18 protein-coding genes are annotated in these 24,079 nt (G+C 37.5%); 11 read left to right on the top strand and 7 right to left on the bottom strand.

Annotated features, from left to right (window positions below; genetic code table 11):
• The first annotated feature begins 21 nt into the window (after nucleotides 1–21).
• Genes L1967_RS10745 through L1967_RS10735 form a run of 3 tightly spaced genes read left to right on the top strand, consistent with a single transcriptional unit; the run spans nucleotide 22 to nucleotide 3,721 of the window.
• Nucleotides 22–1,170 carry an alpha/beta hydrolase gene (locus tag L1967_RS10745; RefSeq protein WP_249601630.1) on the top strand — a complete coding sequence of 383 codons (1,149 nt, stop codon included), beginning with the start codon at nucleotides 22–24 and terminating at the stop codon, nucleotides 1,168–1,170.
• 14 nt (nucleotides 1,171–1,184) lie between these two features.
• Nucleotides 1,185–2,549, top strand: coding sequence for a DNA repair protein RadA (radA, locus tag L1967_RS10740; RefSeq protein ID WP_249601629.1), 1,365 nt, complete (start codon nucleotides 1,185–1,187; stop codon nucleotides 2,547–2,549).
• A gap of 47 nt (nucleotides 2,550–2,596) precedes the next feature.
• Entirely contained in the window at nucleotides 2,597–3,721 is a 1,125-nt protein-coding gene (locus tag L1967_RS10735) for a M23 family metallopeptidase (RefSeq protein WP_249601628.1), read from the top strand.
• A gap of 184 nt (nucleotides 3,722–3,905) precedes the next feature.
• On the opposite strand, the gene L1967_RS10730 is transcribed toward L1967_RS10735, so the two are convergent.
• From L1967_RS10730 to L1967_RS10705, 6 genes are all read right to left on the bottom strand, one after another.
• On the bottom strand, nucleotides 3,906–4,943 hold the full coding sequence (locus L1967_RS10730) for an NADP(H)-dependent aldo-keto reductase (protein WP_249601627.1): 1,038 nt from the start codon (nucleotides 4,941–4,943) through the stop codon (nucleotides 3,906–3,908).
• A gap of 141 nt (nucleotides 4,944–5,084) precedes the next feature.
• Nucleotides 5,085–6,035 (bottom strand): OmpA/MotB family protein, encoded by a 951-nt coding sequence (locus L1967_RS10725; protein ID WP_249601626.1) that lies wholly within the window; start codon nucleotides 6,033–6,035, stop codon nucleotides 5,085–5,087.
• Nucleotides 6,036–6,049: 14 nt separating this feature from the next.
• A complete protein-coding gene (locus tag L1967_RS10720; protein WP_249601625.1) occupies nucleotides 6,050–6,814 on the bottom strand; it encodes an exodeoxyribonuclease III in 765 nt (254 codons plus the stop codon).
• A 33-nt stretch (nucleotides 6,815–6,847) separates the two neighbouring features.
• Entirely contained in the window at nucleotides 6,848–7,987 is a 1,140-nt protein-coding gene (locus L1967_RS10715) for a TlpA family protein disulfide reductase (protein WP_249601624.1), read from the bottom strand.
• Nucleotides 7,988–7,997: 10 nt separating this feature from the next.
• Nucleotides 7,998–10,961 (bottom strand): GEVED domain-containing protein, encoded by a 2,964-nt coding sequence (locus tag L1967_RS10710; RefSeq protein ID WP_249601623.1) that lies wholly within the window; start codon nucleotides 10,959–10,961, stop codon nucleotides 7,998–8,000.
• 150 nt (nucleotides 10,962–11,111) lie between these two features.
• A complete protein-coding gene (locus tag L1967_RS10705) occupies nucleotides 11,112–11,801 on the bottom strand; it encodes a zinc metallopeptidase (RefSeq protein ID WP_249601622.1) in 690 nt (229 codons plus the stop codon).
• Between the two features lie 185 nt (nucleotides 11,802–11,986).
• Here L1967_RS10705 and pyrH point away from each other — a divergent pair, with 185 nt between their 5' ends.
• The 8 genes from pyrH to L1967_RS10665 all read left to right on the top strand — a co-directional run bounded on the left by pyrH (nucleotide 11,987) and on the right by L1967_RS10665 (nucleotide 23,210).
• Nucleotides 11,987–12,694 (top strand): UMP kinase, encoded by a 708-nt coding sequence (gene pyrH / locus L1967_RS10700; protein ID WP_249601621.1) that lies wholly within the window; start codon nucleotides 11,987–11,989, stop codon nucleotides 12,692–12,694.
• Nucleotides 12,695–12,724: 30 nt separating this feature from the next.
• Nucleotides 12,725–13,279 carry a ribosome recycling factor gene (frr, locus tag L1967_RS10695; protein ID WP_249601620.1) on the top strand — a complete coding sequence of 185 codons (555 nt, stop codon included), beginning with the start codon at nucleotides 12,725–12,727 and terminating at the stop codon, nucleotides 13,277–13,279.
• 119 nt (nucleotides 13,280–13,398) lie between these two features.
• The gene (locus L1967_RS10690; RefSeq protein ID WP_249601619.1) at nucleotides 13,399–15,858 is read left to right on the top strand and encodes a DUF5686 family protein; all 2,460 of its coding nucleotides are present in this window, start codon (nucleotides 13,399–13,401) and stop codon (nucleotides 15,856–15,858) included.
• A gap of 77 nt (nucleotides 15,859–15,935) precedes the next feature.
• Nucleotides 15,936–18,362, top strand: coding sequence for an efflux RND transporter permease subunit (locus L1967_RS10685; RefSeq protein ID WP_249601618.1), 2,427 nt, complete (start codon nucleotides 15,936–15,938; stop codon nucleotides 18,360–18,362).
• 163 nt (nucleotides 18,363–18,525) lie between these two features.
• Nucleotides 18,526–19,968: an asparagine--tRNA ligase gene (asnS, locus tag L1967_RS10680; RefSeq protein ID WP_249601617.1), complete on the top strand. Its 1,443-nt coding sequence runs from the start codon at nucleotides 18,526–18,528 to the stop codon at nucleotides 19,966–19,968.
• Between the two features lie 212 nt (nucleotides 19,969–20,180).
• Entirely contained in the window at nucleotides 20,181–21,038 is an 858-nt protein-coding gene (locus L1967_RS10675; RefSeq protein WP_249601616.1) for an RluA family pseudouridine synthase, read from the top strand.
• A 94-nt stretch (nucleotides 21,039–21,132) separates the two neighbouring features.
• Nucleotides 21,133–22,605, top strand: coding sequence for an RNA polymerase factor sigma-54 (gene rpoN, locus L1967_RS10670; protein WP_249601615.1), 1,473 nt, complete (start codon nucleotides 21,133–21,135; stop codon nucleotides 22,603–22,605).
• Nucleotides 22,605–23,210 (top strand): hypothetical protein, encoded by a 606-nt coding sequence (locus tag L1967_RS10665; RefSeq protein ID WP_249601614.1) that lies wholly within the window; start codon nucleotides 22,605–22,607, stop codon nucleotides 23,208–23,210. The genes rpoN and L1967_RS10665 overlap by 1 nt, the downstream gene beginning before the upstream one ends.
• Here L1967_RS10665 and L1967_RS10660 read toward each other — a convergent pair.
• The gene (locus L1967_RS10660) at nucleotides 23,205–23,918 is read right to left on the bottom strand and encodes a porin family protein (RefSeq protein ID WP_249601613.1); all 714 of its coding nucleotides are present in this window, start codon (nucleotides 23,916–23,918) and stop codon (nucleotides 23,205–23,207) included. The genes L1967_RS10665 and L1967_RS10660 overlap by 6 nt on opposite strands.
• Nucleotides 23,919–24,079: the final 161 nt, after the last annotated feature.

Here is a 24,079-nt window from a genome sequence, read left to right as displayed (position 1 = left end):
ATCGTCGCTAAATAAACACCTATGATTAAAAAACTACTTTTAATGGTGGTAATTATCTGCCCATGGATAATTTCTGCCCAAACCTCCTATGAGACGATCTCTTCAGAAAAGCTTGGCACTAAAAGGGAAATTAAAATTCAGCTTCCAAGAAATTATGAAGAAAACAAGGAAAAACTATATCCTGTAATGCTGGTATTAGATGGAGATTATCTTTTTGAACCCGTTGCAGGAATGGTAGATTATTACTCCTATTGGGAAGATGCTCCAGAAATGATCGTGGTTGGCGTAAACCAGGGTCGTAGCCGTGAAGCCGACTCGTACTATGATGAAAGCCGTTATTTGCCCAGCGAAGAAGGTGCTGCTTTTTTTGAATTCTTGGGCATGGAGTTAATGCAGCATATCGCCAGCAAGTATCGCGTGGCGCCTTTCCACGTCATCGTGGGCCATGATCTCACCGCCAACTTTATGAATTTTTATCTTTTAAAAGACCACCCCATTTTTGATGCTTACATCAACCTAAGTCCAGATTACGCACCAAAAATGAATGTAAGACTGGGCGAAATTTTTGAAAAAACCGATAAAAAAATATGGTATTACCTGGCAACAGGATCAGATGACATTCCTCAACTTCAGGAATCAATAAACGCTTTCGACAGTCAGCTTAAAGATATAAACAACACACTTTTAAACTATAAGTTTGATAATTTTGATGGGGCTACTCATTACTCTCTGGTAGGAAAAGCAATCCCCTCAGCTATCGATAATATTTTTGAGATTTATCGCCCAATTTCACAAAAAGAGTATCAAACAACGTTACTTCAAACCAGTATAAGCCTTTCAGAATATTTACAGGACAAATACAATACCATTAACGAGCTATTTGGTCTTCAAAAACAAATTCGATTAAATGATTTTCTGGCCATCAATCAGGCAATTGAAAAAACAAAACGCTGGGAAGATTTTAAAGAACTTAGTAAAATGGCGGCAGAACATTATCCAAATACCATGCTGGCCACCTATTTTGAAGCCCGATGGGAAGAAGAAACCGGTAATCCGCAACGTGCCATCAAAACCTATCAAAAAGCCTATAGCCAAGAACCCATCTCTTTCTTAACAACCGATTTTATGTTGGAAAGAGCTAATGAAATTAAAAAAGCCAATGGCTATTAATTATCTTTGCTGTTATGGCGAAGGTAAAAACAGCATATTATTGCCAAAATTGTGGCGCACAGTATTCTAAATGGCAAGGCCGTTGTAATGCTTGTGGAGAGTGGAATACGATAGTTGAAGAAATTGTTGAAAAACCAGCTAAAAAAGACTGGACGTCTTCAGCAAAAACCGAAACTAAAAGAGCGGCAAAACCTTTACGACTTAATGAAATTGAAACCGCACCACAATATCGCTGGAAGACAGGAAATAACGAATTAGATCGTGTTTTGGGGGGCGGACTTGTACCCGGCTCCCTAACACTTCTTGGTGGTGAACCGGGAATAGGGAAAAGTACGCTTTTACTTCAAATTTCGTTAAGCTTCCCTTATAAAGTTTTATACGTTTCGGGAGAGGAAAGTCAGCAACAAATAAAAATGCGTGCTGAGCGCATCGATCCAAATTCGACAAACTGTTATATTCTCACTGAAACAAAAACACAAAATATCTTTAGGCAAATTGAAGAGGTTTCTCCTGAAGTAGTCATTATAGATTCAATCCAAACACTGCATAGCGATTATATTGAAAGTGCTCCCGGAAGCATCTCCCAAATTCGCGAAACAACTTCTGAATTAATAAAGTTCGCTAAAGAAAGTAATGTGCCTGTTATTTTAATTGGTCATATCACCAAAGAAGGAAGCATAGCAGGGCCAAAAGTTTTAGAACACATGGTCGATACCGTGCTTCAGTTTGAAGGGGATCGCAATCATGTATACCGAATTCTGCGTTCCCACAAAAACCGATTTGGAAGCACTCATGAACTGGGAATTTATGAAATGCAGGGTAGCGGTTTGCGAGAAGTAAACAATCCTTCAGAAATATTAATCAGCAAAAACGATGAAGATTTAAGCGGCACCGCCATTGCCAGCACTTTAGAAGGAATGCGACCGCTAATGATCGAAATTCAGGCTCTGGTAAGTACCGCCGTATATGGGACTCCACAGCGATCTACTACCGGTTATAATGCCAAGCGATTAAATATGCTTTTGGCCGTTTTAGAGAAAAGAGCGGGCTTTAAATTGGGCGCAAAAGACGTTTTTCTAAATATCACTGGAGGAATTAGCGTAGACGACCCTGCGATCGATCTTGCCGTTGTGGCCGCTATTTTATCCTCTAACGAAGATATTTCGATAGAAAAAGATAGTTGCTTTGCGGCTGAAGTGGGTCTGGCTGGAGAGATTAGACCGGTTACCCGCGTAGACCAGCGAATTTTAGAAGCCGAAAAACTGGGTTTTGCAAAGATCATGATCTCTAAACAAAGTAAATTACCCAAAACTTCATATACTATCGAAGTCATTAAAGTCTCAAAAATCGAAGATGTTGTAAGTCAGCTTTTCGCATAATTATGGCATAATTACTGCGTCTATTCAACTGAAAAAAATTGAAAGACTTGAAGCAGTGCTTATTTTATATATTTCTTGCCCTAATTTTTGGATCCTGTTCCCGTTTAAATAAAGCGACCGATTTTATTACAAATCCAACGGCAAAAGAGGTTTATAAGCGGGATTATAATATTTCAGACCAATTATTTTCGCTTTGGGAGCAACAGCATAACATTGGTTTACAGGATAGTTTAAAAATTGAATTGCCTTATGCTGAAAATGGGCAATTTACACCCAGATCTTTCCCTATTTATTCGTATGAAATGAATTTAAATACCGGTGAGGTTTTTAATTTTGAAATCTTCACCGATTCTATAAACGATCTTGTTTTTATTGATTTTTACCGAATTACCAAAGATAGCATTCAACGTTTTGAAAACATTGAAAGTACCGAAATTGATCAGAAAATATTTAAATATGAAATTAAGGAATCTGGTAGGTATAAAATTGTGATTCAGCCTGCGATAGAAACACAGTCTGACTTTGTGCTGAAATTCGATAAAAAACCAGCTTATATTTTTCCGGTTGCAGAAGGTGAAAATAGTAACATCCAGAGCTATTGGGGAGCTGATCGGGATGGTGGCGCTCGCCGTCATGAGGGCATCGATATTTTTGCTAAACGAGGCACTCCTGTGCTCGCGGCAACAAATGGCCGCATTGGATTTACCGGAGAAAAAGGTCTTGGCGGAAAGCAGGTTTGGTTACGAGATACCAAAAGAGGCCAGTCTTTATATTACGCGCATTTAGATAGTATTGTCAAAATTTCTGGAAGTGTAAAAAAAGGCGACACTTTAGGTTTTGTGGGAAATACCGGAAATGCCAGGACTACTCCGCCTCATCTGCATTTCGGGATTTATAAATACGGCGCTATAAATCCGCTTCACTTTGTACAACAGTCAGAAGATTTTAAACCAGAAATCTCCAAATTCGATAAAAATTCAACCAATTTAATCACCAAAAGTAGTATGGCCAACCTTCGGGATAGCCCTACCACTTCAAACTCCCGAATTTTAGGACAGGCAAAAAAACAAGATACGCTTCAGCTCTTAGGAAAAACCGGTGATTGGTACCATGTTCGACCTAAAAACAAAAGCGCATCGTTTATTCATGAGAGTTTAGTGGCCCCGTTGTGATTGAGCTTGCAGCTCTTAGCTATCAGAATTCAGCATATAAATTGTTCATAAACTAAAAACCCATCATTTCGAGAGGGACAAGATTCGAGAAATATCTTTTAAAAAATAGTTTAGAACTATCGAATTTTAGTGACTATTTCGTCTTGATTCTTGTTTCCTGAAGCGAAGCGATCTTATATCTAATTTAAGGAGCCGGATTTGGGTATTTTTCATGTACTTTTTCGATATCCGCTAAAACCTCATCTGAAAGTTCTAGATCGATACTTGCGATATTTTCTTTAAGCTGCTCTAACTTTGTAGCTCCGATAATATTACTGGTCACAAATGGCTGCTGATTCACAAAAGCCAATGCCATTTGCGTCATAGAAAGTCCGTGCTTTACCGCAACTTCCTTATAGGCTTTGGTGGCTTCAACAGCTACTTCACCGGAATATCTTTTATACTGCGGAAATAAACTTAAGCGCGTATTTTCTACAATACCGTTTAAGTGCTTTCCTGAAAGGGTTCCCATTCCCAATGGAGAATATGGCAATAATCCTACATTTTGACGATGAAGCACCTCAGTTAGGCCTATTTCATCCTTTCTGTTTAACAAACTATAGGGATTTTGGACGGTAATCATTTTCGGTAAATCATGAAGCCGGCTTTCTTCTAAAAACCGACTTAACCCATAAGCGGTTTCATTTGACACACCTATATGGCGAATTTTACCTGCTTTTACCAATTGCTGAAGATTTTCCAGCACTTCCTTAAAATTATCCTCCCATTCTTCATCTTCCCGATGCTTATAACCAAGTTTTCCGAAAAAATTAGTATTTCGCTCTGGCCAGTGCAACTGATATAGATCCAAATAATCGGTATGCAATCGCTTAAGACTTTTATCAATTGCATCGTTAATCGCTTCTTTACTAAACCCCATATTTTCCCGAATATGAGAAACCATATCGGCAGGGCCGGCAATTTTAGATGCCAACACGATCTCCTGCCTGCGTCCTGTTTTCTTTAGCCAGCTACCAATTATTTTTTCGGTACTTCCCTGCGTTTCTGGTTTTGCAGGCACCGAATACATTTCAGCAGTATCTAAAAAGTTTATCCCCTTATCGAGCGCATACTCAATTTGTTCGTGGCCTTCGGCTTCAGTATTCTGTTCTCCCCAGGTCATGGTACCCAGACAGATTTTACTCACTTTAATATCGGTATTTGGTAACGTAGTGTATTTCATAGCTTTTATTTCAGAAAAAATGATCGCCAAAAACGACGAATTTCGAACAAAGATTAAAAAAGAAATGCCCTTCTGAAAACTTCAAAAGGACATTTCAATATTATTAACTTTCTACGGAAGATTCATTTCCGCCAGGAAGGATTAATCTACTTCGTTTAAAAGCTTGGTAACCTCATCTAATTTTGGTGTTAAGATCACCTCGATTCTTCGGTTTTTGGCTTTGCCTTCCGCAGTATCATTAGTCGCTACGGGAGCATATTCACCACGGCCGGCAGCCGTTAGGTTTTGTGGATCGATATTACTATTTTCTCTTAAAATTTGTACGATAGCCGTTGCCCTTTTTGTAGAAAGATCCCAGTTATCTTTTAACGGACCGTTACCACCATAAGGCACATTATCGGTATGCCCTTCAATTAATACGCTAATATCAGGATTTTGGGCCAATACATTCCCTAACTGGTTTACCGCCTGGCGACCATCGGCATTTACAGCCCAGCTACCTGAATTGAAAAGTAATTTATTTTCCATAGAAACATATACTTTCCCATCGCGTTGCTCTACGGTAAGTCCTTTTCCTTCAAAATCGGTTAAAGCTTTAGAAATGGCATCTTTTAAGGCATTCATTTTAGCATCTTTAGCCGCGATTAAGCCTTCCAGCTCGTCGATACGCTGTGAACGCGCCGCTAAATCTTTCTGTAATTTTTCTAATCTGGCCTGCTCGGCTGCCAGTGTTTTCTCTTTTTCTTCAAGCTGTGCCAATAACTCGCGATTTTGGCGAGAATTTTCTGCAATTGCTGCGGAAGAATTTTTCTCTAATGCATCATAAGAACTTTTTAAATTCTCGTAATTAGATTGCAAACTGGTCAGCTCATTTTTAAGTTTATCCCTTTCAGCCGTTAAGCTTTCATGCTCCGCTTTTAGTTCCGCAAGCTCTTCATCTACACCTTTTAGTCGATCTAATTCGCTTTTTAGTTCGCGGTTATCCCGTTTTAGATCGGCATGACGACTTTCCAGATCTTTATACACTTTTGAAGAAACACAGGAAGTAAGCATTAAAACACTTCCTGAAATGGCCAAAATGGTCTTTTTCATTATTTCGTATTTTTTTATGATTCCAGCTCTACCAAAATAGGACAATGGTCACTATGATGAGCTTCTGGTAATATAACGGCACGTTTTAATTTTTCTTGTAAAGGTGATGCTACTAAATTATAATCAATTCTCCAACCTTTATTATTGGCCCGTGCATTGGCTCGATAACTCCACCAGGAATAGTGATCGGGTTCATCATTAAAATACCTAAAACTGTCTATAAACCCACTTTTCATAAAATTATCGATCCATTCTCGCTCTACCGGTAAAAATCCTGAAACGTTTTTAAGCCGAACGGGATCGTGAATATCGATTGCCTCGTGACAGATATTATAATCCCCGCAAATAACCAGGTTAGGGAGTTGTTGTTTTAAATGATCGATATACTGCTGAAAATCGTCCATATATTGAAGCTTATGCTCCAAACGATTGATATTAGTTCCCGAAGGCAGATACAAACTCATTACCGATAAACCACCAAAATCGGCTCTTATATTTCGACCTTCATCATCCATATAATCGATTCCCGTACCATATTCTACGTGATTAGGTTCGGTTTTACTTAAAATCGCTACGCCGCTATATCCTTTCTTTTTTGCAGGATACCAATATTGATAAGGATAACCGGCATCGGTAAAATCTTCTAAATTTAATTGTTCTGGCTGGGCTTTTATTTCCTGCAGGCACACTACATCTGGATTCGCCTGCTGTATCCAATCTAAAAAGCCTTTTCGTATTGCTGCTCGTATTCCGTTTACGTTATAGGAAATTATTCTCATTTTATCGATTTTGGGCAAAAATAAGGCCTTTAATTAGTTTTTAAGAATATCATAAACTATCATTTTTCCGGAAGCTTGTTCCATTTCGATACCATAGGTTATTTTTAATTCTGAAATTAAGGCTTCCCAATTATGTATGGGTAAAGTAAAATTGTAGCGTGTATTATCTTCAGTTTTCAACTCTACTAATTTGTTATAATAATTTTCGATAAAATTCTTTATATCATTTAATTTTGCTCCTCTTGCTTTCCAATACTCATTACGGTAAATTCCTTCCCCAAAAAATTTATCGTCAGATTTCACCAATTTTGAATTATCTAAGATTATTAAATTGTAATAATTATCTTCTACATCCCGCCCCTGCAAATGAATATCTAATTCTTTTAAAAGGTTGTATTTTAAAAGCGTTAAACTATTCTTACCATCGACCTCAGGCTTGCTCATATTTAATTTAACATCATACGCCTGTTCTATATTTAAATCACTAGAATGGATTCTTGCGGAAGTTATCCCAAAATACCTAAATAAAATATCCTTTAGGTTTTTATTCAATAAAATTGCTTCGGTACCTGTTAAATTAGTAGATGATGAAGCGCCCATACCAATATCATGAGGTTTTAAAGAAAAACTATAAGATTCTTGATTAGATTGCCTTAAGATGTTATTAGTTTGATCTTGAAATTCTTTTGGAATTAACTTATTTTGATTTTTTAAAATTTTTTCTAATTTTTTCTGAATACCTACTGGGTATCCTTCCCAGACTATCCTTCCTTCTTCGTTAATGATGAAGGTTGTTGGATAGCCATGAACCCCAAATGCTGAGATAATTTTTCTTTCTGAATCTATTCCCACCGGGTAGGTTAAAGCTACTTTTTTGGAGAATTCTTCAACTTTTTCTTTATCATCAAATGTGATAGAAATAACTTTTATAAAAGGATATTTAGCCTTTATTTGATTAAAATCTGGAATCGTTGCCACACAAGGGGCACAATGCGTAAACCAGAAATCTACTATGGTTAAGGTTGGTTTTGAAATATTTTCAAAGTAATCTTCAGTATAAAACCACTCTTCGGGGTTAATCTCTGGAGCTTTATCACCAAACTTCAAATCTTGCCCAAAAGAAAAGAAAAAGGTAGAAGTAAATACGAGTAAAAGGAACCATTTTTTAAACATAAGCGTATATTTATTTCACGATAAACCGTTTCACTTTTCCTACTTTCCGGGTGCCTACTCTTACCAGATAAACGCCACGTGCAGCATAAGACATATCTAAATCGTAAACATAGCCATCACCAGTGTTTTCAACTTTATTTTCCAGCATCTTCTGCCCTAGCACATTATGAACTGTAATACGTAACGGCTCTGCAAAACTGGTTTCCAAAACAACGCGATAATGCCCGTTATATTCATCTAACACCATAAGTTCGGCATCGTTTAGGATAAAATCTTTGATATCTAAATTACTATCTGTAATATTTACTGAATAATCATGAGTAGTTCCATACGTCATCACATCACAGGGACTATTTAAATCGCCATCATATCTGGTATCACCTGCTCTAATCCTTAATAAATGTTGGCCCAAAGGTGCATTATCCGGAAGACTAAAATCGAAAGCAAAAGATGTATTTGGCTGGGTTAAGGCTTTTGAAGTAATTAAGCGCTCGTCATCATCAAATTCGCCATTATCATCTAAATCTATCCACATAGAAAATTTTTCTTCATCGGCTTCTGCCTGAAAATAAGTTTCTAAGGTTACTGTAAAAGTCTGCAGAGAACGGTCTAAATTGGTTGAAGAACTTACAAAATCACCATAACCATTATTACAGGGAATTCTTTCATTTAGAATATCGCCCAACTGAAAATAAGAAATCCCATCACCAAAATCACAATCTGATCCCTCTGGAATACAATTAAGGTTAGCTATTGAAGCTTCTTCTACATCATTTGAAGGATCAAAATCCTCCTGAAGGTTGGTTCCTGAACTTAACCTGTAACGACCATTTACAGAAAGATCTGCGGTTTGCTGAAAATTATAGACCTCGTTTTCGCCAACATTAATAGTCCCCGGGAAGGTTTCCTCTACCCTATTATTATTTCCTATTTGATACCAAACAGGAATATTGCTTTGTGTTTCGCCCCCAAAATTTTCGATGATTATGGATACTTCTTCATTTGTGCCCAGATTTTCTGAAGTGATAGGAGCATTAATAGCAGTTACCCCAACATCGCGAGGCGGAAGGTTTCTAACTACCCTTGAAATTGTATCGTTCACTGTATTTTGATCTCCATCCAAATTTGTTTGTACTTCAATTTCATAAGATCGTCCTACTTCAGAAAGGTCTGCGGTTTTGGAAAAAGTAAAATCTACAGAAGAAGAACCTTCAATACTTTCTGGATAAACTTCTGTGACGGTCTGGCCATTCAAACGGTAACTTACAGGAATCTCAGATTGTGCTCTTACTCCAAAGTTCCTTATCTTCACTGTTATCTTTTCATTTGCTCCCAATGTCGCATCGTTAGGTGATACAATTTCAGTAACTCCCACATCTCTTATTAATTCTGAAGCCAATCTAAAAACACCAATATGGTTAATCCTGTCTTGTCCCTTAAAATATTCAGCATTATGCCAAAAAGTAATTCCATCTGCTGGGTCTACCGTTAAGTGCGCATAATCACCATACCTAGAACTAGGATTAGGACTTTGGCCTTCTACCAAACTTTGTTCTTCTAGCGTCATTACGCCCAATTCGTCATTGGCATATCTACCCGTATATCTTATAGAAGGATAAATAGGATTGCCGGGACTATCATCCAAAACAGTAAAACCTAAACCTATATTTCCCTGATCGTCCATACCGATGCTTCCGCTAAAGCGGTCACTCTTATCGGGTGCATAAGTCCCCTCCTGATAAACACTCCATTTACCGCCATCACTATTTTGGCGCAACTCGTACCAGCGAATCCCGGCATGCTCGGCCAAAGTAGGATCTACATCTACCACAAAATTCATGACTACCGAATTGTGATCTGCAAATCTTCGATATTGCGTCATATACATCATCGTAGCTTGTAAAGCATCAATCTCTGGGGTATCTCCCGGTTGCGATAGATTGCTAAAAGCACCACCATCAAAAGTTGCGGTAAAAGGGGAAACTCCGCTCGCCGAACCTAATTCCTGAGACTCCTCTATAGTTGAATTCTCTAAATTTTCCCAGTCTACATTTACCAGCCATATCTTTAAATGATCTTCTGGAACTCCGGCCCAGGCATCGTCCTGAAGATAAATAATTGGGGCATTTCCTCTGGGCGGCATCGTACTGCCCATGGCATTAAAACCAGCCGGACTGTAAAAACCATTGGTTTCTATTCCCGGTAACGGAAAAGAAACAAACTGAGCGGTTTCGCCCTGTAGCATCCGGTCACGCTCCATCACGTAAATTACCTGACTTTCATCTGCCGTATTCGAATTCTTATTTGTAGTAATATAATACCCATCACTCCACACCGAAATTTTAGGATAATCTGGCAATACATTATTTGTAGAAAAACGATACGTGTACCAACCATCGTTCACCGGATCTGGCCCACGCGAAACGGCAATTAAAAAACTCTCCGGCGTATCGCTAAACTGGCTTACTAAATAGCGATCTGCAAATTGATCGTAAACCACAATAGGATCTCCTAAAGTTTCATTTTCAAACTCCCCGCCAATACTCGCTAGTGAAACGGGAGGCATTAATAAATTCCCCTCTTTATCGTAAATTGAAAACGCCGAATTCCAGGCATTTAAATAATGGTTTAAACCAGCGACTCCCGTAGGGTCTGAAGGTGTAGAACGGGTAGTTACCGCATCGAAATTTAAAATTGGTGCCCTGGATGGTATCTCTCCTTTTTTGCTTTGCAAAGCGGCATCAACGCCCTTAGGATATCCTTTTCCTGGTACCACTTTATTTATTCCACGATTTCTGGGATTATATATTTTATGTTCATCTTTTGGAGGAACCAATCGACTTTCGGTAATAGGCCCCGAAAAAAAGGCTTGAGCTGAATCTCGAAAAACAGGTCTAGCAATATCCTTTTGGGCGTAAAAGTTCAGTTTAAAAAAACAAAATAGCAGCAGTAAAAAAAACAGTTTATTGTTCATTAGAGCATTTTAGATCATCGCACATTATTCAAAATTAAATAATAATGAAGTATAACACCTAAAATAATTCAGCAATTACCATTGATTATAAAAATAAAAAGCAGACGAGGTCTTCGTCTGCTTTCTAAATTCCACTATTTAAAAAAAGATCTAATCGCGAGATCCCATAAATATTCCAATAAAATATAATAAGGTTGCTAAAGACCCTAAAGCTGCAACTACATAAGTCCTGGCTGCCCATTTAAGCGAGTCTTTCGCGGCATCATGTTCCTGTCTTGTAAGCATATTTTCGGTTTCCAACCAGGCCAAAGCTCGATTACTCGCATCGTACTCTACCGGTAATGTAATAAAACTAAACAAGGTCCCTAATCCAAAAAGCACAATCCCTATAAAGAAAATCGTTTGGCCTAAAGTACTGGTATAAAGCAATACCAAACCGGCTAATATTACCCATTGTGATAAATTAGAAGCTACACTTACCACAGGCACCAGCGCGCTTCGCATTTTTAACCAACCGTAAGATTTTGCATGTTGCACGGCATGACCGCATTCGTGAGCAGCAACCGCAGCTGCCGCAGCATTTCTTTGAGAATACACCCCTTCACTTAAATTCACTGTTTTTTTACTGGGGTTATAGTGATCTGAAAGCATTCCGGGAGTAGAAATTACTTTTACATCATAAATACCGTTATCCCGTAACATTTTCTCGGCAATCTCTTTACCGCTCATTCCGTTTTGCAAGTGCATTTTGGAATAACTCTTAAACTTACTCTTAAGTTTATTGCTTACGTACAGGCTCACGATAAACATGATCCCTGCTATCAAATAATATCCGATCATTTTTTATTTCTTTTTCAATTTTTATAAAACTGAAAATAACAAAAATCCAGCCATTTTAAATACTTAAGACACTTTGACAAGCTTTTTAAATACTAAAATATTCTTAAGATTTAGAATTTTAATTGATAAGATTTTTCAAATTAAGATATTAGCTATATTTGCAGCACTCATCTTTAAAACTAGCCATGCAATACAAAAGAGTTCTTTTAAAATTATCTGGAGAAGCACTAATGGGAAACCGCCAATACGGTATTGATCCCGAGAGACTGGCAGAATATGCCGAGGAAGTTAAATCTGTAACCGAGCAGGGAGTAGAAGTAGCGATTGTAATTGGTGGTGGTAACATTTTTAGAGGAGTTGCCGGTGCTAGTCGCGGTATGGATCGTGTACAAGGTGACCACATGGGAATGCTTGCCACGGTAATTAACGGTCTGGCATTACAAAGTGCACTAGAAGACGCCGGTATCCAGACAAGATTACAATCTGCGATTAAGATTAATGAAGTCGCAGAACCTTTTATACGAAGAAAAGCCATTAGGCATTTAGAAAAAGGACGCGTTGTAATTTTTGGAGGGGGAACAGGAAATCCCTATTTTACAACAGATTCTGCTGCTGTACTTAGAGCGATTGAAATAAAAGCCGACGTGATTTTAAAAGGAACACGTGTGGACGGCATTTACACCGCAGATCCTGAGAAAGACAAAAAGGCAACAAAATTTGATTTTATATCGTTTGACGATGTGATTAGAAAAGGCCTTAAGGTAATGGACACAACCGCCTTTACACTTAGCCAGGAAAACGAATTGCCAATCATTGTTTTCGACATGAATACCCCGGGAAACCTAATGAAGGTAGTTACCGGAGAGAATGTAGGAACAAAAGTAAATTTATAAAACCAGAAGATACAGTTTAAATAACACACCATGGACGAGGAAATTGAATTAATTATAGATTCTGCTGAAGAAGGAATGCAAAAAGCAATCTCTCACCTTAACAAGCAATTACTAAATATTAGAGCCGGTAAAGCCAGCCCAAGTATGCTAGGAAGTGTAATGGTAGAATACTACGGTTCTTTAACCCCTTTAAATCAGGTTGCCAACGTAAATGCTCCAGATGCCAGAACAATTTCTGTTCAGCCTTTTGAGAAAGGAAGTATTCCCAATATCGAAAAAGGGATTTTACAGGCCAACCTGGGTTTTAACCCAATGAACAACGGTGAAAGCGTAATTATTAGCGTACCACCGTTAACAGAAGAGCGTCGTAAACAACTGGTAAAACAAGCTAAATCTGAAGCTGAAGATGCCAAAGTTGGTGTAAGAAACGATCGTAAAACCGCCAATAACGAATTAAAGAAAACCGATGTTTCTGAAGATCTTCAAAAAAATGCAGAAGCAGATATTCAGGAGCTTACTGATAAATATATCGCTAAAATAGACAGCATTTTAGAAGCTAAAGAAAAGGAAATTATGACCATATAACTATGGAAGTAATTTTATTATATACAGTCAAATTGGGGTTGCTTTTTACTGTTTGTAAGCAAGCCTAATTTGGCTTTTTTTGTGCATACTTGTTACAAACCCATCACCAGGAATAATATATGCGATTAGTTTTTACCTTTCTTTTTATTATTGCCGGTTTTCTTGCCAATGCACAACAAATCCCGGGAAAAGTAATTAGTGCCATTACCGGCGAACCTCTGGGATATGCTAAAATAACCCTGCCACAAAACACTCCAATTTTATCGAAAATTGATGGTAGCTTTCAGCTTAATCTTAATGGCAAGGAATCCTTAAAAATTTCGGTTTCCTATTTAGGCTTTTATACCCGTGAATTTACCATTTCTGAAGAAAATAAAACCGTCCTGCTTCAACTCTACCCAGATTATGAAAAATTAAACACCGTTTATATTTCTTCTCCCCGAAATCCTGCAAACAGACTTGTCGAAAAAGCTATTAAAAACCGCGAAATAAATGATCCACGAAAGGCTTTAGGCGGATTTGAATACTACTCCTACTCTAAATTTCTTATCGACAACGACAAAAACCCGGTTAAGCTTGCTACTGATAGTACAAACAGTGAAATCGCAACCATTGTAAACGTTGCCAGGGCATATCTCTCAGAAAAAGTCACAAAACATAACTACAGCCAAAAACAAGGTGGTAAAGACGAAGTGATAGGTTTAAAAACTGCCGGCTTTAAAAAGCCTATTTACGATGTACTAAGCCTGGATATTTATCCCACCTCGTTTTATGAAGATGAGTATTCTATTTTCCAAACGGAATACGCCGGCCCTCTTGCAAAAAATGCTTTCAGAAATTACGAATATCGCATTTTAGACACTATAAATACAAAGCGACCTTCCTATCTGGTATACTTTAAGCCGAAACGCGAAAAAGTTGTTGCCGGTCTCGAAGGGGTCATTTATTTAGACACCTTAAATTACGGTATCCAAAAAACCGAAGCCCGATTAATTGGGGAAATCGATCTTGAAATCCATGAAGATTACGAGTTTAATACTTCAGAAAAAGTTTGGCTACTTCAAAAAAGAGATATCAAAATAAGACCCGGAAGCGGCGGAAAAGACATTTCGGTATTTGGCGGCAATATTTCTTTAGGCACTATTCAGCGTAGATTATCTATTTCAAGTATCTTCAATAAAGATCCCATCGATACCAATCTTTATCTTGATGCCACTACGGCAAACTATGATTATCAACTGAACACCAGACCACAAAGAGAAGAAACTTCAGCAAAAATAGTAGTCGATCAAAAGGCCAATGATCGAGATCCTTCCTTTTGGAACTCCAACCGAAAAGAGCCTTACACGAGTAAAGATGAAGCCACTGCCATTTATGTAGATAGCATTATCAAAACCCGTAATATTGAACGTAAGATCGAGGTTAAAAAAGCAATGGCCAATGGTTATTATCCCATCGCTTTTTGGGATCTACAGCTCAGCAAAATTTTTAAGTATAATAATTTTGAAGGGATCCGACTGGGTATTGGAGGAAAAACCAATGATCATCTTTCTAATAAATTTAATATTGGTGGTTATTTTGTATACGGTTTTGGAGACCAGAAAATCAAATATAACATTAACACCAGCATTTATTTAAATAAGCTAACAGGCACAAATCTAAAATTTGGCTATACCAAAGATATCAAAGAAGTAGCTAGTTTTGACTATTTAAAAGCGCCACCAAAGTTTTATTTAATTGAGCCCAGATTTGTAAATATTAATTTCTTTTACAATTTTAAACAATATTATGCTGGATTAGAACATCGCATAACCCCACAATTATCATCTGAAATCCGTTTTAGCCAAACCAAGGTTTTTGATGCCAGGGACTATGAATTTTTATATAATGGTGAACTTTACCAAGAATATACCATAAGTACCGCAGGAATCTCTTTTAGCTGGGAGCCATTTAGTGAATATCTAAAAACACCAGAGAGTTCTATTTTGATCGAGCGTCGTTTCCCAAGGATCACGGCACAAATCGATAAAGGCTTTGCCGATGTTGCCGATGGCGATTTTAATTTTCTAAGAACAGGATTAAAATTAGAATACACGATTAAAAGATTAGACCTTTCCAGAACCGAATTTATTTTAGAAGGAAATTATGCCACCGGCACTTTGCCACTTACCCATACGTTTTACGCCTATCCAAACTCGTCGAGACAGGAAGCGATTTTAAAACGATTTTCGGTAGCAGGAAAAACCAGTTTCGAAACCATGTATTATAATGAATTTTATAGTGATCGTCTTGCCATGCTGCACATGAGGCATCAATTAAGACCTATAAAATTCTCCAATTTCTTTCAACCAGAAATTGTATTAATAAGTCGCCATGCCATTGGTGATATTGGGCACATGGATCGTCACCAAAACATCGATTTTAAAAGCCTGGATCAGGCCTACTCTGAAGTTGGATTGGAAATCAACAAAATCATCTCTGGTTTTGGGCTTTCTACCGCTTATCGTTATGGTGCTTATCATCTTCCCGGTTTTAGCCAAAATTTAGCTTTTAAATTCACCTTAAACATCAAGTTTTAAATTAGCCGAGTTTAATTTCCAAAAACCTGATTTTTAGGTTGTCTTTTGTTACCTTTGCGCGCGCTTAAAAGTTACGCATGTCTAAGATTTTTACGTTCGGCTTTTGGAATTCTGTTGCCCGCCTTATTTTACGTAACAGGATTGTCATTATTTTACTCATTTTGGCCACTACTGCATTTTTTGCCTCGCAGTGGAAATATATGAGGTTTTCCTTTACAGAAGCCAACTTACTACCCGACGATCACGAAGTAAATCAGGAATATAACGCCTTTTTAGAAAAATTTGGCGAAGAAGGAAACCTGATCGTGATGGGAATAAAAGATTCTTCCCTTTTTACTGAAAAAAATTATCGTGCCTGGAAAGCCCTAAACGATAGTCTTCAAAAATTCCCAGAAGTAGATTATGCTATTTCAATAGGAAACTTAAAAAAGCTCGAAAAGTTTGAAAATCCCAAGCGATTCGAGATGGTGCCATTTATTAATGAGGCCAATCCAGACAGCCTCCAACTGGCAACCTACGAAGACGAACTTTTCACCAAGCTTCCGTTTTATGAAAACCTGGTATATAGTGCACATTCCAATACCATTCAGTCAGCTCTATATCTTAATAAAGAGATTGTAAATTCTAAAGCAAGAAAAGATTTTGTGATCGATAACCTTGATCCTATGATCAAAAACTTTGAATCGCAAACCGGTATCGACGTTCGTGTTTCTGGAATGCCTTACATTCGTACACTGAATTCCCAAAACATCATTGACGAAATTGGGTTATTTATCGTTGCTGCCTTGGGGGTGACCTCCCTTATCTTTTTCTTCTTTTTTAGATCGATAAGAGCCACAGTAATATCGATGGTTACCGTGTGTATTGGGGTTATGTGGGCGTTTGGAACCATTGGTTTACTACATTACGAAATCACCGTTCTAACCGCACTTATCCCTCCACTAATTATTGTTATTGGTATTCCTAACTGTATTTTCCTAATTAATAAATACCAACAGGAAATACAAAAACATGGCAACCAGGCAAAATCTTTACAGCGCGTTATTGCTAAAGTGGGTAATGCCACGTTAATGACAAATATCACCACAGCTTCAGGATTTGCAACTTTTATTTTAACCGAAAGTAAGTTACTTAAAGAATTTGGTATTGTTGCGTCGATAAATATTGTGGCCATCTTTATCCTTTCGTTGTTAATCATTCCAGTGATTTACAGCTATATGAAAGTTCCCAAGTCGAAACACCTAAAACACCTTAACAGACAGTGGATAGGCAGTTTTGTTGGATGGATGGAAAAAACGGTACGAAATCATCGAATAGCGGTATATTTTACCGCTGTTGGTCTTTTAGCTATTAGCATTATTGGGATTTATAATATTCGGATTTCAGGAAGCCTTTTGGAAGATATGCCCCAGCAGGCCGATTTCTTTAAAGATGTAAAGTTCTTTGAAGAGGAATTCGACGGAATTATGCCTTTAGAGATTGTAGTAGACACCAAAAGGCCACGTGGCGTATTAAAATCTTCTACCTTAAAAAGACTAGAAGAACTTGAAGGTCTAATTGCCGAAGAACCTGAATTATCAAAGCCACTTTCCATTACCCGACTGGTAAAATACAGCAAACAGGCTTATTATAACGGTAATCCAAAATATTACCAATTACCGTCTTCGCAAGAACAGAACTTCATTTTACCGTATACCAAAAACATGAAAGGTAACGATGATCTGGTAAATACCTATGTTGATTCTACCGGACAGTTTGCCAGGATCACGACGTTTATGAAAGATATTGGTACCGATAAAATGGAAAAAATCGAAGATAACCTTTGGCCAAAAATCCATAAGATTTTTCCAGAAGACCGATACGAGGTAAGCATGACAGGTAAGGCACTGGTTTTCCAAAAAGGAACCACTTATTTAGTACACAATCTTGTGCTTTCCCTATCGTTAGCCATTGTACTTATTGCTTTATTGATGGCCTGGATGTTTAGATCGTTTAGGATGATTTTAATTTCTTTAGTGCCTAACCTCCTTCCATTACTAATTACGGCAGGACTTATGGGATTCTTAGGCGTGCCTATTAAACCCTCTACTATTTTGGTATTTAGCATCGCTTTTGGAATATCTGTAGATGACACTATTCACTTTTTAGCCAAATACCGGCAAGAACTTAAAGCAAACGACTGGAAAATTAAACGCTCGGTTTATGCAGCACTTCGGGAAACCGGGGTAAGTATGTTTTATACATCGATCGTTTTATTCTTTGGATTTTCAGTATTTATGATTAGTAGCTTTGGAGGAACCGTAGCCCTGGGAGGTCTGGTTTCAGCAACCTTGCTTTTTGCTATGCTTTCTAACTTACTGTTACTACCTTCTTTATTGCTTTCGCTAGAAAGGAGCATCGCCAATAAAGAGACCCTAAAGGAACCGGCAATGCGAATTATCGCTACTCCAGAGGATGAAGAAGAAATCTCTAAAGACGACGAAGAGCATAATAAAAAGCACTAAATAAAAGGCAAATTACCCAGAAGCATAACCGCAAGGTATTTTAAAGAAAAAAATGTAATGATTTTAAGGTAAGACTCGGAATATTTAAGTCTCGATTATCGAGTAAAGCTTAGCGGCTTAAAGGGAAATTTTTATCTTTGCTTCTTTTCTAAATCTAAAATAAATGATACAGGCTAAAGTTGCTGAAATATTAGAAAGCGACCAGTTTTTACAGGAATTTAAAGTTAGCGGATGGGTACGTTCGTTTAGAAGTAATCGCTTTGTTGCGTTAAATGACGGATCGACCATTAATAACATTCAGTGTGTTATAGATTTTGAAAAATTTAATCCTGAAACCTTAAAAAGAATTACCGTTGGTGCAGCCATTAGCGTAAAAGGTATTCTTAAGGAAAGTGAAGGAAAGCAACAACGCGTAGAGATTGATGCTAAAGAAGTAACTATTCTTGGAGATGCAAATCCTGAAGAGGTGAAACTTACCATTCTTTCCCCAAAGCGTCATAGTCTGGAAAAACTGCGTGAGCAGGCACATCTAAGAGTACGCACCAATACTTTTGGCGCGATTATGCGAGTACGTTCTAAACTGTCTTTTGCGGTACATAGCTATTTTCAGCAAAATAATTTCTACTACGTTAATACCCCAATTATTACGGGGAGTGATGCTGAAGGTGCTGGCGAAATGTTTAAAGTAACCAACTTTGACCTTAAAAATCCGCCTAAAAACGAGGACGGAAGCATTGATTATAAAAAAGATTTCTTCGGAAAAGAGACCAATCTTACGGTTTCCGGGCAGTTAGAAGGAGAAACTTACGCACTTGGTTTAGGCCAGATCTATACATTTGGCCCTACTTTTAGAGCTGAAAATTCAAATACTTCTCGCCACCTTGCAGAGTTTTGGATGATCGAGCCAGAGATTGCTTTTTGTGATCTTGATGGCAACATGGATCTTGCTGAAGACTTTATAAAGTATGTGGTTAAATATGTACTTGAAAATTGCAAAGACGATCTTGAATTTTTAGAGCAACGTCTTGCTAACGAAGACAAAGCAAAACCGGCTGCAGAACGCAGTGAAATGGGGCTTATCGAGAAACTGAAGTTTGTTTTAGAAAACAACTTTAAACGTGTAAGCTATACTGAAGCTATCGATATTCTTAAAGATTCTAAACCAAATAAAAAGAAGAAATTCAAATATATTATTGAAGAATGGGGTGCAGATCTGCAAAGTGAGCACGAGCGTTATTTGGTAGAGAAGCATTTTAAATGCCCGGTGATCTTATTCGATTATCCTGCTAAAATCAAGGCATTTTATATGCGTTTAAATGAAGATGGCAAAACCGTTAGAGCGATGGATATCCTATTCCCTGGAATTGGAGAAATCGTAGGTGGTTCTCAAAGAGAAGAGCGTTTAGACGTTCTTAAAGAAAAGATGGCTGAACTTGGTATCGAAGAAAAAGAGCTTTGGTGGTATTTAGATACCCGAAGATTTGGAACCTGTGTACATAGTGGTTTTGGACTTGGTTTTGAACGCTTGGTACAATTCGTTACCGGAATGGGCAATATCAGAGATGTAATCCCTTTCCCAAGAACACCACAAAGCGCCGAATTTTAAAAAGTTTGCTTTTCATAAAATTTCAAACCTCACAGGTCTTAGAGACCTGTGAGGTTTTTTGTTTAAATTCTATTTTAAAAACATTATAAAATCTAAATCGTTCTTCAAAAGATGAAAAAGGGTTTAATTTTATACAAATATTAGGTTTGGCAACACCAGTATCTGTATTGATATTTTGGAATGAACAGACAAATCTATTGCACCCAAATTGAATGAAAATTAAAGAAACCCATATTGTTCCAAAGCTTTCTGAGGAAATTAGATTGCAGGAATATGCTGCGACAATTTTCGAATCGATCACTACCCGAAGTGCAGTGAAAAAAGCTATTAAAAAACAACAAATTTTAATTGATGGCGAAATTGGGCAAACTGGGAATTGGATTTTAGAAGGTCAAAAAATTGAATTGCTCAAAACCGAAAATCAGCAAAAAGTCTTCAAATTAAAACTTGAAGTTCTTTACGAAGACGATCATATTGCTGTTATCGATAAACCTGCGGGATATCCCACCAGTGGCAATTACTTTAAAACCATAAAGAATGCGTTACCATTCAATTTAAAGACTTCAACAGCGATAGATAAATTAGCAGCCCCTCAACCGGCACACCGATTGGACAATCCTACAAGCGGAATTCTGCTCTGCGCAAAAACAAATAAAGCTTTAATCGAATTAAACAGGCAATTTCAGGAGAAAGAAATTCAGAAAACGTATACAGTTATTGTAGAGGGATGCTTTCCGGATAAACATGAAACCTTTAACGATGAGATTGAAGAAAAATCGGCCACAACTTCAGTCAACCTTTTAAAAAAGCTGACGTATAAAAACACAAATCTTAGCCTTTTAGAAGCTGTTCCTTTAACCGGAAGAACACATCAAATAAGGATTCATCTGGCTAAAAATGGATTTCCAATTTTAGGAGAAAAACTTTATGGCTCACCGATCTGCAATTTTGGGAAAGGCTTATTTCTAGCTTCAACTGCCGTTCGTTTTAAGCATCCGACAGAGGCGACAGAAAAGTATTTTGAGATTGATTTTCCGAAGAAATTCAAGAAAATTACAGAAAATCTTTAGTATCCTTAACAAAATTTTACCACAATCATCTACTGTGCCAAACTGCAATGAGCGAACATTTCCGTATTTTTGTGAGTAGAAGAAATCATTTTATATGCTAAAACAGCAATTAAATTTTAAATTATCACAAAAGCTATCACCACAACAAATCCAGTTGATGAAGCTTATTCAATTACCTACACAGGCATTTGAACAGCGCATTAAACAGGAAATTGAGGAAAATCCAGCATTGGAAACCGGGAAAGATGAGCAGCGCGATGAATACGACTATGAGGATGAATATGATAACAGAGATTCTGAAGCCGAATTTGATGATAGTAACGAGATCGATGCTGAAGATATTAATGTTGACGAATATTTAAGTGACGACGAAATCCCAAGTTATCGCCTCCAAGCCAATAATTATAGCGCAGATGACGAGGAGAAACATGTTCCTTATGCTGCCGGAACATCGTTTACTCAGCACCTTAGAAATCAATTAAACACTTTTAGGTTTACGGACACCGAGTTTGAGATTGCTGAATTTTTGGTAGGAAGTATTGATGAAAGTGGGTATATACGAAGAAACATTCAGGATATTGTAGATGATCTTGCCTTCACGCAAAACGTTTATACCGACGAAGAAACTGTGGAGAAAGTTCTTAAAAAGGTACAGGAATTAGATCCCGCAGGGGTTGGAGCACGTTCACTTAAAGAATGTTTATTCATTCAGTTAAAAAGAAAAGACGCCACCAGAGCTGTGACCTTGGCTTCAGAGATCATAGAAGATTCTTTCGATCAATTCAGCAAAAAACATTATACCAAATTACTTTCGAAGCACGATATTTCTGAAGATGAACTTAGGGATGCTATAGAAGTGATAAGCCACTTAAACCCAAAACCGGGCGGAGCCTATTCTGGCAACACCAGAATGGTAGAGCATGTAATTCCAGATTTCACCATCAAAATTGTGGATGGCGATCTGGAACTTAGCTTAAACGGAAGAAACGCTCCAGAGATGCATGTTTCCCGTGATTATAGTAACATGCTTAAAGGCTATAAGGAAAGCAAGAAAAAAACCAAGGAGCAGAAAGATGCGGTAATGTTTATTAAACAAAAACTAGATGCCGCAAAATGGTTTATTGAGGCTATAAAACAACGCCAGCAAACCCTGATGGTTACCATGAGTGCCATTATGCATTATCAAAAAGAATATTTCTTAACGGGTGACGAGCGTAATTTAAGGCCAATGATCCTAAAAGATATTGCTGATGAGATTGAAATGGATGTTTCGACAGTATCGAGGGTAGCTAATAGTAAGTATGTTGATACGCCATACGGAACAAAATTGATAAAAGAATTCTTCTCTGAATCGATGAAAAACGATCAGGGCGAAGATGTCTCTACCAGGGAAATAAAGAAAATCCTCGAAATGTCGATTGAGGAGGAAGACAAGAGAAGGCCATTAACCGATGAAAAACTCGCCAAAGTATTAAAAGACAAAGGTTATCCTATCGCAAGAAGGACAGTGGCAAAATATAGAGAGCAATTAGATATTCCTGTAGCACGTTTACGTAAAGAAATTTAATGAAAGGAATTCTAAAGCTTGCCTCCTACCTCTTTCACCCCATTTGGATGCCATTTGCCGGGAGTTTGTTGTATTTTAAACTTACTCCACGTTTTTTCCCTGAAGAGGTCATAAAGGCTAAATTATTAGCGATTTCAATCATTACCGTCTTTATACCAATTGTTTTCTTTTTTTTACTAAAAAATCTGGGAAAAGTTACCAGTATGAACCTTAGTGAAGTGAAGGAACGAAAATGGCCGCTTTTCTTTTTTGCGATACTCACACTAATGGTGCTGAATCAAATCTTAGATCGCTACAATTATCCTGAAATTTACTTCTATTTTCTTGGCATCCTGGGATCTACCGTAATCGCATATATACTCACGCTATTTAGGATAAAAATAAGTTTACACATGATGGGACTGGCTGGTTTTACGATGTTTTTAATCGCATTTAGCCGATATTTTCATATGAATTTAATCCCAGCCACTTCAGGACTGTTAATTGCCTTAGGATTAACCGCAAGTTCACGACTATATTTTAAGGCTCACACCAATATAGAGTTGATCTCGGGCATTTTAGCAGGCATTTTACCGCAATTGCTATTTTTCTATTACTGGCTATAGAATATAAAACATTAATCCAACGCGAAGTGTAGAAACGCCGAAAGTTTCATCCTCTACAGAAGCATTATCAAAAAATGGATTTAAGCTATAATAAATCTGGAAATTAAAGGTACTATATCCAAAAGTAAAACTGGTGCCTAACCTAAAGCGCTCCAGCTCTGGCACATCACTTTGCTTAACAACATTTCCTTCCTGCTTAAAAACCGATCTAAAATGATAAATGTAGCCTAATCTAAGCCCTGCGTAGATCCGCCAAAATTTGTAAGAAGAAAAAGTGGAGGTTCTCCACCGAAACTCAATGGGAGCTTCTACCAAAAAAGTATTAAAACGGTTGGTATCATAATCGATATTATCTTTATTAAGATTCCTGAAAATAGTTTTACCACTCTCATCCTCTCCAATAAAAAGATTCTGTCCAAAACTATCGAAAGCTAATCCCAGCCCAACACCTATACCTACATTTCTATTTTTGTTAAAAGGAATATCACGAATAAATCCACCGCTTAACCCCGCAGAAAAACCATTTTGATCCATAAATGACGGTCGATCTGTAATGAAATTAAAGGTTAACCCAAAATAAAACTGGTCTTCTCGATAAGTACTATCGATAACGGTAGGAATACTATCTGCAAAAGCAGGATTGGTTTCTTGTGCTATGGCATTACCGCCAAAAACAGCTATCAAAACTATAAGATCCCAATATTTCATGATAAGGATAATTTCATGTAAAAATAAACGGCCTCCAGGCAAGCCCATGAAGCATTTGTTCGAAAATCATTTTTATTCAGATAAATCCCAATCCCGATAAGACTGGAGCATCTAATCTCGATTATTGAGTAAATATAAAAAAACATCCCATCCTAATTTAA

This window comes from Zunongwangia pacifica, assembly GCF_023499215.1.
Taxonomy (GTDB): Bacteria; Bacteroidota; Bacteroidia; order Flavobacteriales; family Flavobacteriaceae; genus Zunongwangia; species Zunongwangia pacifica.
Note: the sequence above shows the minus strand (reverse complement) of the source record. Positions and strands in the feature narration are given on the sequence as shown.